This is a genomic window from Rubrimonas cliftonensis (assembly GCF_900107585.1).
Classification (GTDB): domain Bacteria; phylum Pseudomonadota; class Alphaproteobacteria; order Rhodobacterales; family Rhodobacteraceae; genus Rubrimonas; species Rubrimonas cliftonensis.
Map to the genome: position 1 here is coordinate 44,050 of NZ_FNQM01000015.1, position 11,919 is coordinate 55,968.

At 69.4% G+C, this 11,919-nt stretch carries 19 protein-coding genes; 16 read left to right on the forward strand and 3 right to left on the reverse strand.

What is annotated here, in order from left to right; all coding sequences use genetic code 11:
- Window positions 1-10 precede the first annotated feature (10 nt).
- From BLW43_RS17475 to BLW43_RS17540, 14 genes are all read left to right on the forward strand, one after another.
- The gene (locus BLW43_RS17475) at window positions 11-403 is read left to right on the forward strand and encodes a DUF3768 domain-containing protein (RefSeq protein ID WP_093255424.1); all 393 of its coding nucleotides are present in this window, start codon (window positions 11-13) and stop codon (window positions 401-403) included.
- Window positions 404-436: 33 nt separating this feature from the next.
- Entirely contained in the window at window positions 437-649 is a 213-nt protein-coding gene (locus BLW43_RS17480; protein ID WP_093255426.1) for a hypothetical protein, read from the forward strand.
- Window positions 642-1,067, forward strand: coding sequence for a hypothetical protein (locus BLW43_RS17485; RefSeq protein ID WP_093255428.1), 426 nt, complete (start codon window positions 642-644; stop codon window positions 1,065-1,067). Before BLW43_RS17480 ends, BLW43_RS17485 begins: the two co-directional genes overlap by 8 nt.
- Before the next feature lie 52 nt (window positions 1,068-1,119).
- Complete coding sequence (locus BLW43_RS17490) at window positions 1,120-1,551, forward strand: hypothetical protein (protein WP_093255429.1); 432 nt, start codon at window positions 1,120-1,122, stop codon at window positions 1,549-1,551.
- Between the two features lie 58 nt (window positions 1,552-1,609).
- Window positions 1,610-2,179, forward strand: coding sequence for a DUF6878 family protein (locus tag BLW43_RS17495; RefSeq protein WP_093255431.1), 570 nt, complete (start codon window positions 1,610-1,612; stop codon window positions 2,177-2,179).
- Window positions 2,180-2,182: 3 nt separating this feature from the next.
- Entirely contained in the window at window positions 2,183-2,932 is a 750-nt protein-coding gene (locus BLW43_RS24415) for a DUF6915 family protein (protein WP_245731108.1), read from the forward strand.
- Entirely contained in the window at window positions 2,929-3,216 is a 288-nt protein-coding gene (locus tag BLW43_RS17505; protein ID WP_093255433.1) for a hypothetical protein, read from the forward strand. Before BLW43_RS24415 ends, BLW43_RS17505 begins: the two co-directional genes overlap by 4 nt.
- Window positions 3,213-3,503 carry a hypothetical protein gene (locus BLW43_RS17510; RefSeq protein WP_093255435.1) on the forward strand — a complete coding sequence of 97 codons (291 nt, stop codon included), beginning with the start codon at window positions 3,213-3,215 and terminating at the stop codon, window positions 3,501-3,503. Before BLW43_RS17505 ends, BLW43_RS17510 begins: the two co-directional genes overlap by 4 nt.
- Window positions 3,500-3,808 (forward strand): hypothetical protein, encoded by a 309-nt coding sequence (locus BLW43_RS17515; protein WP_093255437.1) that lies wholly within the window; start codon window positions 3,500-3,502, stop codon window positions 3,806-3,808. The genes BLW43_RS17510 and BLW43_RS17515 overlap by 4 nt, the downstream gene beginning before the upstream one ends.
- A 142-nt stretch (window positions 3,809-3,950) precedes the next feature.
- Entirely contained in the window at window positions 3,951-4,172 is a 222-nt protein-coding gene (locus BLW43_RS17520; RefSeq protein WP_093255439.1) for a hypothetical protein, read from the forward strand.
- A gap of 93 nt (window positions 4,173-4,265) precedes the next feature.
- Complete coding sequence (locus tag BLW43_RS17525; protein ID WP_093255441.1) at window positions 4,266-4,493, forward strand: hypothetical protein; 228 nt, start codon at window positions 4,266-4,268, stop codon at window positions 4,491-4,493.
- Window positions 4,490-6,748 carry a ParB/RepB/Spo0J family partition protein gene (locus tag BLW43_RS17530; RefSeq protein ID WP_093255443.1) on the forward strand — a complete coding sequence of 753 codons (2,259 nt, stop codon included), beginning with the start codon at window positions 4,490-4,492 and terminating at the stop codon, window positions 6,746-6,748. The genes BLW43_RS17525 and BLW43_RS17530 overlap by 4 nt, the downstream gene beginning before the upstream one ends.
- Before the next feature lie 90 nt (window positions 6,749-6,838).
- Entirely contained in the window at window positions 6,839-7,612 is a 774-nt protein-coding gene (locus BLW43_RS17535) for a phosphoadenosine phosphosulfate reductase domain-containing protein (protein ID WP_093255445.1), read from the forward strand.
- A gap of 40 nt (window positions 7,613-7,652) precedes the next feature.
- Window positions 7,653-8,648, forward strand: coding sequence for an ArdC family protein (locus BLW43_RS17540; RefSeq protein WP_093255447.1), 996 nt, complete (start codon window positions 7,653-7,655; stop codon window positions 8,646-8,648).
- A gap of 6 nt (window positions 8,649-8,654) precedes the next feature.
- On the opposite strand, the gene BLW43_RS17545 is transcribed toward BLW43_RS17540, so the two are convergent.
- The 3 genes from BLW43_RS17545 to BLW43_RS17555 all read right to left on the reverse strand — a co-directional run bounded on the left by BLW43_RS17545 (window position 8,655) and on the right by BLW43_RS17555 (window position 10,423).
- Window positions 8,655-8,918, reverse strand: coding sequence for a hypothetical protein (locus BLW43_RS17545; RefSeq protein ID WP_093255450.1), 264 nt, complete (start codon window positions 8,916-8,918; stop codon window positions 8,655-8,657).
- The gene (locus BLW43_RS17550) at window positions 8,918-9,604 is read right to left on the reverse strand and encodes a ParA family protein (RefSeq protein ID WP_093255452.1); all 687 of its coding nucleotides are present in this window, start codon (window positions 9,602-9,604) and stop codon (window positions 8,918-8,920) included. The genes BLW43_RS17545 and BLW43_RS17550 overlap by 1 nt, the downstream gene beginning before the upstream one ends.
- 249 nt (window positions 9,605-9,853) lie before the next feature.
- Window positions 9,854-10,423 carry a hypothetical protein gene (locus tag BLW43_RS17555; protein ID WP_139284125.1) on the reverse strand — a complete coding sequence of 190 codons (570 nt, stop codon included), beginning with the start codon at window positions 10,421-10,423 and terminating at the stop codon, window positions 9,854-9,856.
- 219 nt (window positions 10,424-10,642) lie between these two features.
- Here BLW43_RS17555 and BLW43_RS17560 point away from each other — a divergent pair, with 219 nt between their 5' ends.
- Entirely contained in the window at window positions 10,643-10,999 is a 357-nt protein-coding gene (locus BLW43_RS17560; RefSeq protein ID WP_093255455.1) for a hypothetical protein, read from the forward strand.
- Window positions 11,000-11,567: 568 nt separating this feature from the next.
- The gene (locus BLW43_RS17565) at window positions 11,568-11,912 is read left to right on the forward strand and encodes a DUF736 domain-containing protein (RefSeq protein WP_093255456.1); all 345 of its coding nucleotides are present in this window, start codon (window positions 11,568-11,570) and stop codon (window positions 11,910-11,912) included.
- The last annotated feature ends 7 nt before the right edge of the window (window positions 11,913-11,919 follow it).

Genomic DNA, 11,919 nt, shown 5'->3' on the forward strand with positions numbered 1-11,919 from the left:
AGGTCCTCCCATGCCGCCCTCGTCCCGCACCGCCCCCCATGCCGCCGCCATCCCCGGCGCGCCGCCTCACGCCACGCTCGCCGAGCAGAACGACGCCTTCCGCCGCGCGCTCGGCCAACACCCCGCCTATCCCGGCCAGCTCGTCGTCACGCAGGGCGTGATGGCGCTCGACGCGCCGCGCGTCTTCCGCCTGATGCAGGCGGTCGCGCGTCACGCCGAGTTTCCCGAAGACGACGATCCCAACGGCGAGCACGAGTTCGGCGCGATCGAGCACGACGGCGCGAAGTGGTTCTTCAAGATCGACTACTTCGAAAACGCCGACTGCGAATACGGCGCCGAAGAGCCGCTCGATCCGGCGCGCTGCCACCGCGTCCTGACCGTCATGCGCGCCGACGAATACTAGGCGCGCGAACCCCTCGAACCCTGGAGTCGACCCATGCCCGACGACCCGCCTCCCCCGGCGGCGCGGCGGTTTCGCGTGCGCGCGGAACGCCGACCCGCCATCGCCACGCTCTACGGCGAAGACTTCGCCACGGCCGAGCTGGCCTACGCCCGCTGGCATCGCGCCGGCGACTACTACCGCCCCGCCGAAGGCGGCCAGGAGCGCATCCTCTTCCCCGACGAGATCGAGGAGGCGCGTCATGCGTGAGCGCAACCACATCGATCCCCACGGCGTCACCGTCATCGCGGCGCCGCTGGCGTCGCTGCCGGAGCGCGCCGGCGACGCCGAGCGCCTCGCCGTCTGGGCCGACTACGAGGCGCGCCTGCTCTCCGCGCTCGGCCATGAATGGACGCCGACGCGACGCGCCAAGGGCCCCGCCACCGTGCTCGCCGTCCATCGTCTCTTCGAGCTCACGAGCTTTGAGGACGGATACGGCCGCGCCCATGTCACGGTCGCAGCGCGACAGGACCTGAGATCGGTGGAGGCGAAGCTGGCGGCGGCGTCGCTGACGGCCTCGGCCGAACTCATCTTCGAACGCCTGGCGCTGCGCCTCAGCCTGCGCATCCCCAAGGGCCCCTTCGAGACCGCGCCCTGGCGGCGCGAGCCGCAGCGGCGCGCCGGCTGAGCGCCGCGCCGCGCGCCCCTCCCCCAACGCCGATCATCCCAAGGAGCGCGTCATGGGCGAAGGCCTTTACTGCGACCCCGGCGGACTCACGGTCTACGCCGAGCCGTTCGAGGACGGCGATCTACTCGACCCCGACGACCGCTGCGAGATCTGGCGCGACTTCGAGGACGACGTGCTCTCGTGCCTGACGCCCAGCTGGCATAGCTGCGATCGCTGGCGCAACCGCGCCAACGTCGTCGCCGCCAACCGCCTGCATGAGCTGACGCTTCACGAGGACAGCTACGGCCGCGCGCATGTCACGATCGCCGTGCGCGAGGACCTCGAACCCGGCCTCGCCGCACTGGCGCAGGCTGCGCTCGCGACGCGGGCCGAGACGATCTTCGGCCGCCTCGGCAAGCTCTGGCCGCTGCATGTCCGCACCTCGGCATGGACGTCCCGACCCTATGCGGCGGCGACGTCGCCGCCGTCCCGATCCGCCGCCTGACGCCGCGCGCCTGCGGGCGCCTCCCCTTCATTGCTCCTGACCACGAGGACTTGCCGTCATGACCGACGCCATGGACCGCCATACCGATCAGCTCGCCGCCGACTGGGCCGCGCAGGCGCGCGAGGCCAAGGCCCGCGAAGAGGCCGAGATGACGACGCTGCGCGCGGCGCTGCTCGCCGCGGCCCGCGCCGCTGAAGCGACCAGCATCGAAGCCGACTACGCCGGAGGCGGCGACAGCGGCGCCTTCGAGAGCCTTGTCGCCCAACCCGTCGCCGCCCAGGACGTGCTCGGCCGCGTCGTCGTCAAGACGACGGGCCAGCTCTGGAACCCCGACGAAGCCCGCTACGTCGAAATCGAAATCGACACGCCGTTCTTCGCCGCCGCCGAGACGTTTCTGAGCTGGGCGCTCACGGCGGAAGTCGGCAATTGGTGGGATGGGAACGTGGAGACCAGCGGCTCCATCGTCTGGCATGTCGCGGACGATCCCGACCGGCTGACCGGCGAACACGAGGAGACCGTCAGAACCTCGGAGTTCACCGCGTGGGGAGACGATGACGGCGATGCGCCGACGGAACCGACGGCTGCGGCGCCTGACCACCATCCCGAAGCCGCGTCGCGGGAGGGCTGATCCATGGCGCACGCGCTCCATCACGCCGAAAGCTCGGCGCGCCGCTTCGGCGGTGATCCAACCGCCTACATGCCCATTCATGAGTGGCTCGACGCCACCAAAATCGCGACGGCGGACCGTCGCCATCGCGCCGGCCGCCACCATGCTTTCGGCGTATTCGAGGCCGAACGCGTCTACGGGCGCGCCATCGACAACGGGGCCGGCCGCATGGTCCCGGTGCGGATGATCGCCGAGCAGCACATCCGCGAGGATCTCGGCCGCATCCCGTCGCTGCAGGACTGGGTGGCGGAGATCCCGCTCAAGCCCTGGATGATGGGCGGCGCCATCGATCAAGGGACAGCCGTGTCCGCGGAAACCGACCGCTCCGTCGAGCGGTGGCGCGCCGACGTCGCCCTGGGGCGCACCATCCTCGGCTGGCTAGACTGGCTCGAGGCGGAGGGCGGCGGCGTCGCGCGGCCCATGCTCGACGCATCGACGGGGCATCTCAGCCCCGCGACGCGCGACGCGCTCGACGCCCTTGAGGACGCCGAGGCGCCCACGACCTTCCTGCGCGGCCCCTTTGGCTGGCTGGTCTACGTCGCCAGCGAGCCCGGACTGCGGACATGGCCAGAGGACCTGGAGGCGGTGCTGGCCTACGCCCGCGAACGCGCCTGCGATTACGTCCTCTTCGACCGGGACGGACCGGTCGTGGACGCGCTCGCGTGGTTTGAGGACGATGCGGCGGCGGCGGCGCCCGCCGAGGTCACCCCATGAGCGTCGTCAGCTTCGAGACGGTCTGGACGACGCGCGCCGCAGAGCTGCTGCGTGGCCGGCGCATCGTCGACGTCGTCTACGCCGACCGCGACCAGACGCGGCGCGTCCTGCACTGGTCGCTGAGGCCGCCGGTGCTGATGCTCGACAACGGCGTCGCGCTCTACCCATCGGCCGATCCGGAGGGAAACGACGCCGGCGCGCTCATGACCTCCAGCGACCGGCTGCCCGTCCTGCCGCCGCTGCGGCTGGAGGAGTTCATCCCCCGCCGGGGCTCAGTATCATGACCGCGTCCGCGCCATCCCTCGTCGGCTTCTGGTACGCCGCCGGCCCGGCCGACCGACCCTTCGACCCCGACGATCCCGCGTTCTCGATCCACGTGATCGTCGCCGACGATGACGCTGTCTCCGGCTGCGTCACCATCCGCAACGGCGCCGGCCAGCGTTTCCCGCTGGCGCGCAGCCTGGCGCTCGACATCGCGGTCCCGCCGCCGGTGGCGGCCGACAACCCGCGACTGCGCCACCGCGCGGCGGACCGCGACGGCTCTCATGGAGACAAGGAGACCGGCCGATGACCAAGAACGAGGCCCGCGCACACACCGCCCTCGGCGCCACCGCGCCCGAGCGCTGGCCCTGGGCGCCGGTTCCGCGCCGGCTTGAGGGCCGCGCGGTTCTCGGCGCCTTCCGCAACGCGCCCGATGACGGCGACTGGACGGTGCTCTGCGACGCCACGGACGCCGACGACGCGCTGGTGATCGGACGCTGGCGCCCGGATGCGCCCGAGAGCCTCGCCGCGGTCGTGCGCCACGCAAGCGCCTTCAAGGCGATCCTCGCCTTCGAGACCGCCCGCCTCGCCGCCCAACAAGCCGATGCGGAATGATCCCGAGCGCCGGATAACCCGGGCGAACCGATAATCCGGTCGAACAAACACCTTCACGACCCCAAACCACCGCCGCGCGCGCCGCCCGCATCGCCCCTGCGATCGCGGCCGACGCCGCGCGCCTGCCGACAGGACGTCTTCCATGACTGCATCCGTCCCCGCCGCCGCTGGCGGCCTGCCGCCCGGCGTCAGCCTCGACGATCTCATTGACGCCGCCCAACACGAAGACGGCGTCGGCTTCTGCCTCGACTGCGGCGCAGAGAACCACGGCGTCGAACCCGACGCGGAGCGCTACCCCTGCGAAAGCTGCGGCGCCCTGAAAGTGTACGGCGCGGAGCAGATCGCGCTGCTCACGATCTTCTAGGGCGCCGTGATGCGCCGCCAGACCCCGGAAAAAGGCAGAGGTCCGGCCCTTCCCTGCGCGCCCTGCCGGCGCCCAGAGAAAGGAGCCCGCCCCATGACCCACTGTCGCTCGCCCGCCGCCGCGATCCTCGGCCCGCCGCCGGCGCGCATCCCCGAACGCGACCTGCGCGCCGCCGTCGCCAGCGCCGCGGCGGCGACGCTGCAGGACGGCCTCGACCGCGCCGTGCTCTTCGACGCGCGCCGGCGCCGCGTCCTGACCCAGACCTGGCCGCATGACGAGCGGCCCGGCCTCAGCGTCATCGCCGAGATCACCACCGAATGACGACGGCTGCGGCGCGCGACGCCGCATCGCGATCCCGCGTCGCCGGCCCCGGCGGCGTCCATCCCAGCATCGACAAGGAGGCCGACATGGCCGCGAAGACCTCTGCGATCCGTGAGATCGCCTTCGACAAGCTGCACTTCACCGGCAAGTACAACGTGCGCCAGATGAGCGACGCGCCGATCGAGCCGCTCGCCGCCACCATCGCCCGCGCCGGCGTGATCCAGAACCTCATCGTCGTCGAGGAGCCGAAGGGCCGCTTCGACATCGCCGCCGGCCGCCGGCGCTGGCTCGCCGTCGCCCACAATGTCGAGGCGGGGCTCACGCCCGGCGACGTCAGGATCGCCTGCAAGGTGGTCGGGCCGGAGATCGCGCTCGAGCTCTCCCTGATGGAGAACATCGAGCGCGAGGCCATGAACCCCGCCGAAGAGGCGGCCGCCTTCGCCCGGCTGATCGACGACGGCATGGAGGTCGCGGCCATCGCGGCGAGCTTCGGGCGCACCGAACGCCATGTCCGCGCGCGCGAGCGCCTCGGCCGGCTCGCCGAGCCCGTCTTCGCCGCCTTCCAGGCGCGCGCGCTCAGCATCGAGCAGGCGCAGGCCTTCGGCGTCAGCGACGACGCCGCGCGCCAGACGGAAGTCTTCGAAGCGTGGTCGCGCGCCGGCCACTGGGAGCGCGGCGCCGACGCCATAAGGCGGATGATGACGGAGAACCGCGTCGCCGCCACCCATCCCCATGCCGTCTTCATCGGCCGCGAGGCCTATCTCGCCGCCGGCGGGCGCATCGACGAGGACCTGTTCGGCGACCGGGCGTATTTCTGCGACCCTGAGCTGGTTCAGCGCCTCGCCACCGAGAAGCTCCACGCCGCCGCCGACGCCTACACGGCCGAGGGCTGGAAATGGGCCGGCGTCATGCTGGAGCAGAACTACGCCGCCATGCGCGGCTTGAGCCGCATGACGGCCGTCGAGATCGCGCTCGACGAGGCCGATCAGGCGCGCTGGGAGGCCATCGAAGCGGAGATGGAGTCCGAGGAGCTCGACGAAGAGGCCTACGACGCGCTCGCAGCCGAGATGGAGGCGCTCGAACAGAAGACCCGGACCTGGACCGACGCACAGAAGGCGCAAGGCGGCGTGCTGCTCTGGATCGACCGCGACGGCGAGCTTGGCGGCGAGCTTGGCCTGCAGCGCCCTGACGACATGACGCCGAAGGCGCGCGCCGCCGATGAACCGGGCCGCGACGATGCCGGCGGCGGCGCAGACGCTGATCGCGGAGGCGACGAGGACGCGCGCAACGACGCCGGCGGCGATGGCGCGCCCGACGCGCCGTCGGGGCCCGTCGTGCGCGCCGTCTTCCAGATCGGCGCAGGCGAAACCGTGGTCAGCGAGACGCCGAGGCCCGACGCCGACGCGGCGAAGCCGAAGCGCGACCCCTACTCTGCCGCCCTGCGCGACGACCTGCGCACCATCCTCAAGGGCGCGCTCCAGCTCAGCGTGGCCGAGAACCCCGCCCTCGCCCGCGACCTGCTGGAGTTCGAGACCGTGATGCACGCGCGCGCCCCGTATGGCTGGCGCCACGGCGCGCTCGAACTGCGGCTGACCAGCGCCGTCGCCCGGCTGAAGCAGGACGGCTGGCGCTTCGACGAGGAAATGGCCGCGACGCCTGGCGCGCTCTCCACCGTCGCCCTCGGCGGCGACGACGGACCCTTCGACGTGGCCGCAGCCTTCGCCGCCTTCCGGGCGCTTCCGAGCGCCGATCGCGACGCGCTGCTCGCCGATGCGGTCGCCACAAGCGTCAAGGCGGCGCTGCCGGTCGAGATCAATCCGACCGATTACGCCACGTCGTGGAAGGAGCTTGGCCACGCCACCGCCAACCTCGTCGCCTGCGCGCAACCGGAGATCCGGCGGATCTGGACGCCGACGAAGGACAACTTCCTGTCCCGGCTCGCCAAGCCCGTCCTGCTCGACATCGTGCAGGAGACCCTCGGTGGCGACGTCGCACGGCAGCTGATGGCGGCCAAGAAGGGCGATCTCGTCGACGCCGTCCACGCCGCCTTCAACGACGCCAAGACCCGCAGCCGCTACGACGACGCCACGCTGCAGCGACTGGACTTCTGGGTCCCGGCGGTGATGCGCCACGACGCCGTCGGCGGCCCCGTGAGCGACGACCGGACCGACGCCGACGCCACGGACCCGGAGTTCGCGGAAGACGACGACGCGGCCGCCGAGACGCCGACGGTCGACGCCATCGCCGCGGAATAACCCGCGACCGGGCCCTGCGCGCCGCCAGCCGCGGCGGCGCGCAGGGCGACGGATGAGCCTCGCACCGCGCCCCAAGCCCCGAGCCGCGACATGAACACGCCCACGCCCGCCCGGTGGCCGCCGCCGGACATCCTGCGCCTGCGCGACGCAGGCGCGCTCTTCGCCGTCAGCCATTCCGGCGGCAAGGACAGCCAGGCGATGCTTTTGCGCCTGCGCACGGTCATCCCCGACCAGCTCATCGTGGTCTTCCACGCCCATCTCGGCCGCGTCGAATGGCCCGGTACGATCGAGCACATCCGCGCGACGATCGGCGGCCTGCCGCTCGTCGTGGCGACCGCGCGGCGCGATCTTCTGACGATGACGCGGGAACGGGGTCGATGGCCGTCGCCGGCGCAACGGCAATGCACGTCAGACCTCAAGCGCGGCCCGATCGAACGCGAGGTGCGCCGCTGGCTGCGCGATCGCCGCGAGCACGGCGGCCGCGTCGTAAGCTGCATCGGCCTGCGCGCCGACGAGTCGCCCCGCCGAGCCCACGCACCCGAACTCGCGCGTAACGCCAGCGGCTCCAGGGCGGGACGCGACTGGCGCACATGGCTGCCGATCCACCGCCTCAGCGCGCAGGCCGTGTTTCTCACCATCCGCAGCGCCGGACAGCGCCCGCACTGGGTCTATGAGGCAGGACTCAGCCGTTGCAGCTGCAGCTTCTGCTTCATGGCGAGCCGCGCCGACCTGAAGAGCGCGGCGCGGCTGCGGCCCGACCTCCTCGCCGAATACGACGCCGTCGAACGCGAGACCGGTCAAACGCTCGTCATGCCGCGCCGCGGACGGTCGCCCGAGCGCCTGATCGACCTCGTCCAAGACTGACCCCCCTCCCCGCCACGCCACGCCATAATGGAGCACGACCATGCCCCTCGACGCCGCCCGGCGCCGGGCGCCGCGACGCGCCTTCACGCCAGATCCCTCCCTGCGCCGCGACATCGCGCAGGAGATCACCGACCAGATCATCGCGCTGCTGGAGGCCGGCGGCGAATTGCCGTGGCGCAAGCCTTGGACCTGCGCCGGCGGCGGCCTGCCGCTGCGCCACGACGGCACGCCCTATCGCGGCATCAACGTCTTCCTTCTCGGCCTGCGCGCAATGGCGCAGGGCCACGCCTCGCCCTACTGGATGAGCTACAATCAGGCGGTCCAGCTCGGCGGACAGGTCCGCAAGGGCGAGAAATCGACCACGGTCGTCTACTACGGCGTCGCCCGCGACAAGCGCGCCGACGACGCCGGCGACCGCGCAGGCCGATCAGGCGTCGATGGCGACAATGGCGGCGAGGACGGCGGCGCCTACCGCTTCCTGAAGCATTTCGCGGCCTTCAACGCCGACCAGGTCGACGGCCTGCCCGCGCGCTACCACCCCGAGCGCGACCTCGACGAAGACGCCGGCGCACGGCCCATCGCGGCGCTGCAGGAGATCACCGACGCCATGCGCGACGGGCTCGGCGTCGGGTTCCAGTCAGGCGGCGACCGCGCCTGCTACATCCGCGCGCTCGACGCCATCCACATGCCGAAAATCCGGCGCTTCCATGACGCGGAAAAATACTACGCCGTCATGATCCATGAGATGGCGCACGCAACGGAGCATCCGAAGCGGCTCGCCATCGATTATGGCGACAAATGTTTCGGCAACGAAGCATACGCCCTGGGCGAGCTCTACGCTGAGCTTGTTGCATCCTTGCTTGGTGCGCATCTATGCTTCGCACCAACGCACATAGAGGACCACGCCGCGTATGTACAGTCTTGGCTAAAGGTCCTGCGCGGCGACAAGCGCTTCATCCTCAAGGCGGCGGCGGACGCCCAGCGCGGCGCAGACTATCTGCTGCAGGCGGCCCAGGACTGCAAGGCGGCGCCTTGACCACCGCTACCGCGCGGCTGAGCGCTCATAGGCGTCCATGAGGATCACAAGAAACTCGCCATGCCGGTATCGCTCGGCTTTGGCCATCGCCTTGAAGCGCTCGATCTCAACCTTCGACGCGCGGATGTTCATCTGCGCGTCGTCCGCGGGCTCGCGGCTTGGAAACGCCGCAGCCCGATCGACCGCCGCCCGGTCCGGCTCGCGGCTTGGGGCACGCGGCTTGAACTCCTCCAACACCCCGAAATCCAGCGATTTGCGATCTTCCGACATCACGCCACCTTTCGCTTAGCCGCGGCTTTGCGCAGCCTTTCAATGGTCTCCGCCGCAAACGCCGCGACGTTATCGATCGCGGCTGCGAGGTTGTTCACCGACTTCGGATCGAGATCGCGCACCGTACCGCCGACGGCGAACAGCGCCGAAAAAGCGTCGCGCTCGTTGATTTCCACGTCAAAGACCGCGACGCGATCATTCTCGCGAAACTGACGGGCGATGTGGCGCGCCGTGCGGCTCTTGGCGACGACCTTGGACTGCGTGAACAACACCGCGTAATCGATCTCTCGGCGCACCGCCTTCATGTCTCGGTGGATCTCGGCGATGACGTCCAATGCGGCGGACGCGTCCTGCTGCTGCTCCTTCATCGGAACGATGACGAGATCAGATTGGCTGATGGCGTAACTCGTCAAACGCGACGCCGTGCCTTCCAGATCGACGATGACAAACGGATCGCGCACCGCGGCCGCCTCGATCTGATCGAGCACGGTTCGTTCCGTCGCATTGCTGACGATGGTCAGCGACGCCGGTTTTTCCGACAACGCCGCCCAACGCGTCACAGGCTGACGCGGATCGGCGTCGATCAGCGTGACAGACGACGAATGCGCCAGTTCGCACGCGAGCAACAGCGCAGACGTCGTCTTGCCGCTGCCGCCCTTCGAGTTGGCGAAACTGATCGTCGGCATGATCCCTCCTGATCTCGCTCCAACCGACGCAACGGCGATTGTTACGCTACTCTATCATATGTTAGCGCCACCTACCATACGCATGGATACGCTACGCTACGAAAGGGTATCGCATGGTATGAGAGGATACTAAACCGTATGATATCACAAGATATCGTATGATACGACACGGTATCATACAATCGCATATAATATCATACGACAATGCGCAGCTGCACCAGCACGCAAGCCCCCTCGCGACGATCCGCGCTACTTCTCCGGCTCCACGTCGACCAGCTTCGGCCATCCGCGCCGCTTGAGCTGCGCCGACAACGCGTCGGGCTCCCAATACTCGGGGTAAGGCGGCTGCAGGCAGATGGCGAATATGCCGGCCGGGCCGCCAGCCTCGACGTCCTGCATCGCCGCATCGATCACGGCGAGCAGCTCGGTCGGCGTGGTCGACCGCCGGATGAGGTAGCCCACGCCGTAGCTGAGCGCCTGGTTGAGCAGAAACGGCACGACGACGTGACGATAGTCCGTCAGACGCTCCGCCGCGACGCCAAGGTTGTGCATCACGCCCATCTGCACCCACTGGTGCATCACGTCGCGACGCGGCGACACGGCCATAAACCGCACCACCAGAAGCTTTTCGACCACCTTGCAAGGCGAAACGACGTCCACGTCGTCGGCTCTCGCCGTAGGTGAAATCCTTTCAGGCTCGCGCGCCACAATCTCGCGAAAATCGCGAAGCACCGCCAGAACGTGACGCTGAACAGCGGCAGGGTAAATACGTTCACGCGCAATCAAGACGCCCTTGTCGGGATTCACGGATTTCGCCATGGAGCCTCCACACGAAACCGTCACAGCGCGCCCGGCATAATTGAGGGAGCGAAGGCGGCGATGCAAGCGTCGCCCACGCGGCGCAGATAAACGCAACCATGAAAAAGTGTATTGAGCAAATTATGCACGTACACCGTGTATTCTATGCGACTACGAGTTGAACGGCATCCCATAGACCGCACGTCCTCCGGGGTCGACTCGACTTCGCGGACCTGGCTCATGAAATCAATCGGAACGCTCCATCGGCATGACGCCAACAACTGGCGCGGCGTCTTCGTCACGCCGCTTTATACGACTGCCGTCATCATCGCCGTCGACGAGCATCCGCAGGGGCGCTGCCGAAAGTTCACCATCCTTCTCGACGGCGCCCGCATCGGCCGGGGCCACGTAACCGGCAACCGCACGGAACCTCGCGCCGCCTTGGCAATGCGCGTCAGACTGCCGAGCGTCTGGCGCAAAACCATCCTCGCGCAAGCCGCAGCGTCCGAGCATGACGAGGATGCGCTGGACATCCAGGTCGTCGGACAGAACGTGGCGGACGCCATCGCCGCGGCGCTTCGCAACCAACATCGCTGACGACGACCGCTAGGACCGCGATCGCCAACACGACCGAGGGCGGCGTAGACGGAAGGAGGCAGGCGGAACGACGTCTCCGCACGGCGAGCCCCTTGGTCCCAGCCAATGACGTCTGCGCCGACACGGGCGTCCATGTCGAGCCCAGAGCCTGCCGCCGCGCCATGGAGGGCGCAGGCGCCGCAATAAGCGCTATCCGCGCCGCCTCTATCGGAGCCGTTCCCCGACGTTCATCCCGAGCGCCGACATAACAGCAGCGCCATGACGGCGACGCAAGCCGACCAGCGCCTCAACGACGATCCCCTCGTCAGCCTGGAGCCATCCGCCGGCGCGTCTTTCGGCCCTATGACGGGGCGATCCCGCCTGCAACCACGGCAGGCGCAGAAAAATCCCCGGACGGTCGAAGACGCCCGTCCTCCTCGCGCAAGCCATTTTTCCGCGCAGCCGCGGTCCTCCGCGATGCTCCGGTCCGAGGCCCCGAAAGGCCTCGGATGCTGAGCGCGACCGCCCCGTCATCACGGACCGACGTCGCCGGAGGGATTGGCCCCCGGCAAGGACGGAGATCACGACCATGGCGCAGATCGGCCTTCTCAACCGCAACGACGACGACAGCTTCGACGGCACGCTCGAGATGAAATCCTACAACGACAAGGTCCGGATGATCCCGGTCGCCAGAAAGGCCAACGATCGCGCTCCCGACTACCGCCTCTACGGCCGCGCCGACAACGGCAAGCGCTTCGACATGGGCGCCGCCTGGGTGCGCACGAAGACGGACGGGCAGGGGACCTACATCTCGCTGAAGATCGACTTCCCCGAGTTGCCCGCGCCGGTCTACGCCACCCTCGGCCAGGCCGCCGACCAGGACGACGCCGACGTCCTCGCGATCATCTGGAACCGCCCCGAGACCGGCCGCTGACGCGGCC

Excerpts from the sequence above, each read along its gene's own strand:
- BLW43_RS17475 (WP_093255424.1), top strand. The coding sequence starts at position 11 with ATGCCGCCCTCGTCCCGCACCGCCCCCCATGCCGCCGCCATCCCCGGC.
- BLW43_RS17480 (WP_093255426.1), top strand. The coding sequence starts at position 437 with ATGCCCGACGACCCGCCTCCCCCGGCGGCGCGGCGGTTTCGCGTGCGC.
- BLW43_RS17485 (WP_093255428.1), top strand. The coding sequence starts at position 642 with ATGCGTGAGCGCAACCACATCGATCCCCACGGCGTCACCGTCATCGCG.
- BLW43_RS17490 (WP_093255429.1), top strand. The coding sequence starts at position 1,120 with ATGGGCGAAGGCCTTTACTGCGACCCCGGCGGACTCACGGTCTACGCC.
- BLW43_RS17495 (WP_093255431.1), top strand. The coding sequence starts at position 1,610 with ATGACCGACGCCATGGACCGCCATACCGATCAGCTCGCCGCCGACTGG.
- BLW43_RS24415 (WP_245731108.1), top strand. The coding sequence starts at position 2,183 with ATGGCGCACGCGCTCCATCACGCCGAAAGCTCGGCGCGCCGCTTCGGC.
- BLW43_RS17505 (WP_093255433.1), top strand. The coding sequence starts at position 2,929 with ATGAGCGTCGTCAGCTTCGAGACGGTCTGGACGACGCGCGCCGCAGAG.
- BLW43_RS17510 (WP_093255435.1), top strand. The coding sequence starts at position 3,213 with ATGACCGCGTCCGCGCCATCCCTCGTCGGCTTCTGGTACGCCGCCGGC.
- BLW43_RS17515 (WP_093255437.1), top strand. The coding sequence starts at position 3,500 with ATGACCAAGAACGAGGCCCGCGCACACACCGCCCTCGGCGCCACCGCG.
- BLW43_RS17520 (WP_093255439.1), top strand. The coding sequence starts at position 3,951 with ATGACTGCATCCGTCCCCGCCGCCGCTGGCGGCCTGCCGCCCGGCGTC.
- BLW43_RS17525 (WP_093255441.1), top strand. The coding sequence starts at position 4,266 with ATGACCCACTGTCGCTCGCCCGCCGCCGCGATCCTCGGCCCGCCGCCG.
- BLW43_RS17530 (WP_093255443.1), top strand. The coding sequence starts at position 4,490 with ATGACGACGGCTGCGGCGCGCGACGCCGCATCGCGATCCCGCGTCGCC.
- BLW43_RS17535 (WP_093255445.1), top strand. The coding sequence starts at position 6,839 with ATGAACACGCCCACGCCCGCCCGGTGGCCGCCGCCGGACATCCTGCGC.
- BLW43_RS17540 (WP_093255447.1), top strand. The coding sequence starts at position 7,653 with ATGCCCCTCGACGCCGCCCGGCGCCGGGCGCCGCGACGCGCCTTCACG.
- BLW43_RS17545 (WP_093255450.1), bottom strand. The coding sequence starts at position 8,918 with ATGTCGGAAGATCGCAAATCGCTGGATTTCGGGGTGTTGGAGGAGTTC.
- BLW43_RS17550 (WP_093255452.1), bottom strand. The coding sequence starts at position 9,604 with ATGCCGACGATCAGTTTCGCCAACTCGAAGGGCGGCAGCGGCAAGACG.
- BLW43_RS17555 (WP_139284125.1), bottom strand. The coding sequence starts at position 10,423 with ATGGCGAAATCCGTGAATCCCGACAAGGGCGTCTTGATTGCGCGTGAA.
- BLW43_RS17560 (WP_093255455.1), top strand. The coding sequence starts at position 10,643 with ATGAAATCAATCGGAACGCTCCATCGGCATGACGCCAACAACTGGCGC.
- BLW43_RS17565 (WP_093255456.1), top strand. The coding sequence starts at position 11,568 with ATGGCGCAGATCGGCCTTCTCAACCGCAACGACGACGACAGCTTCGAC.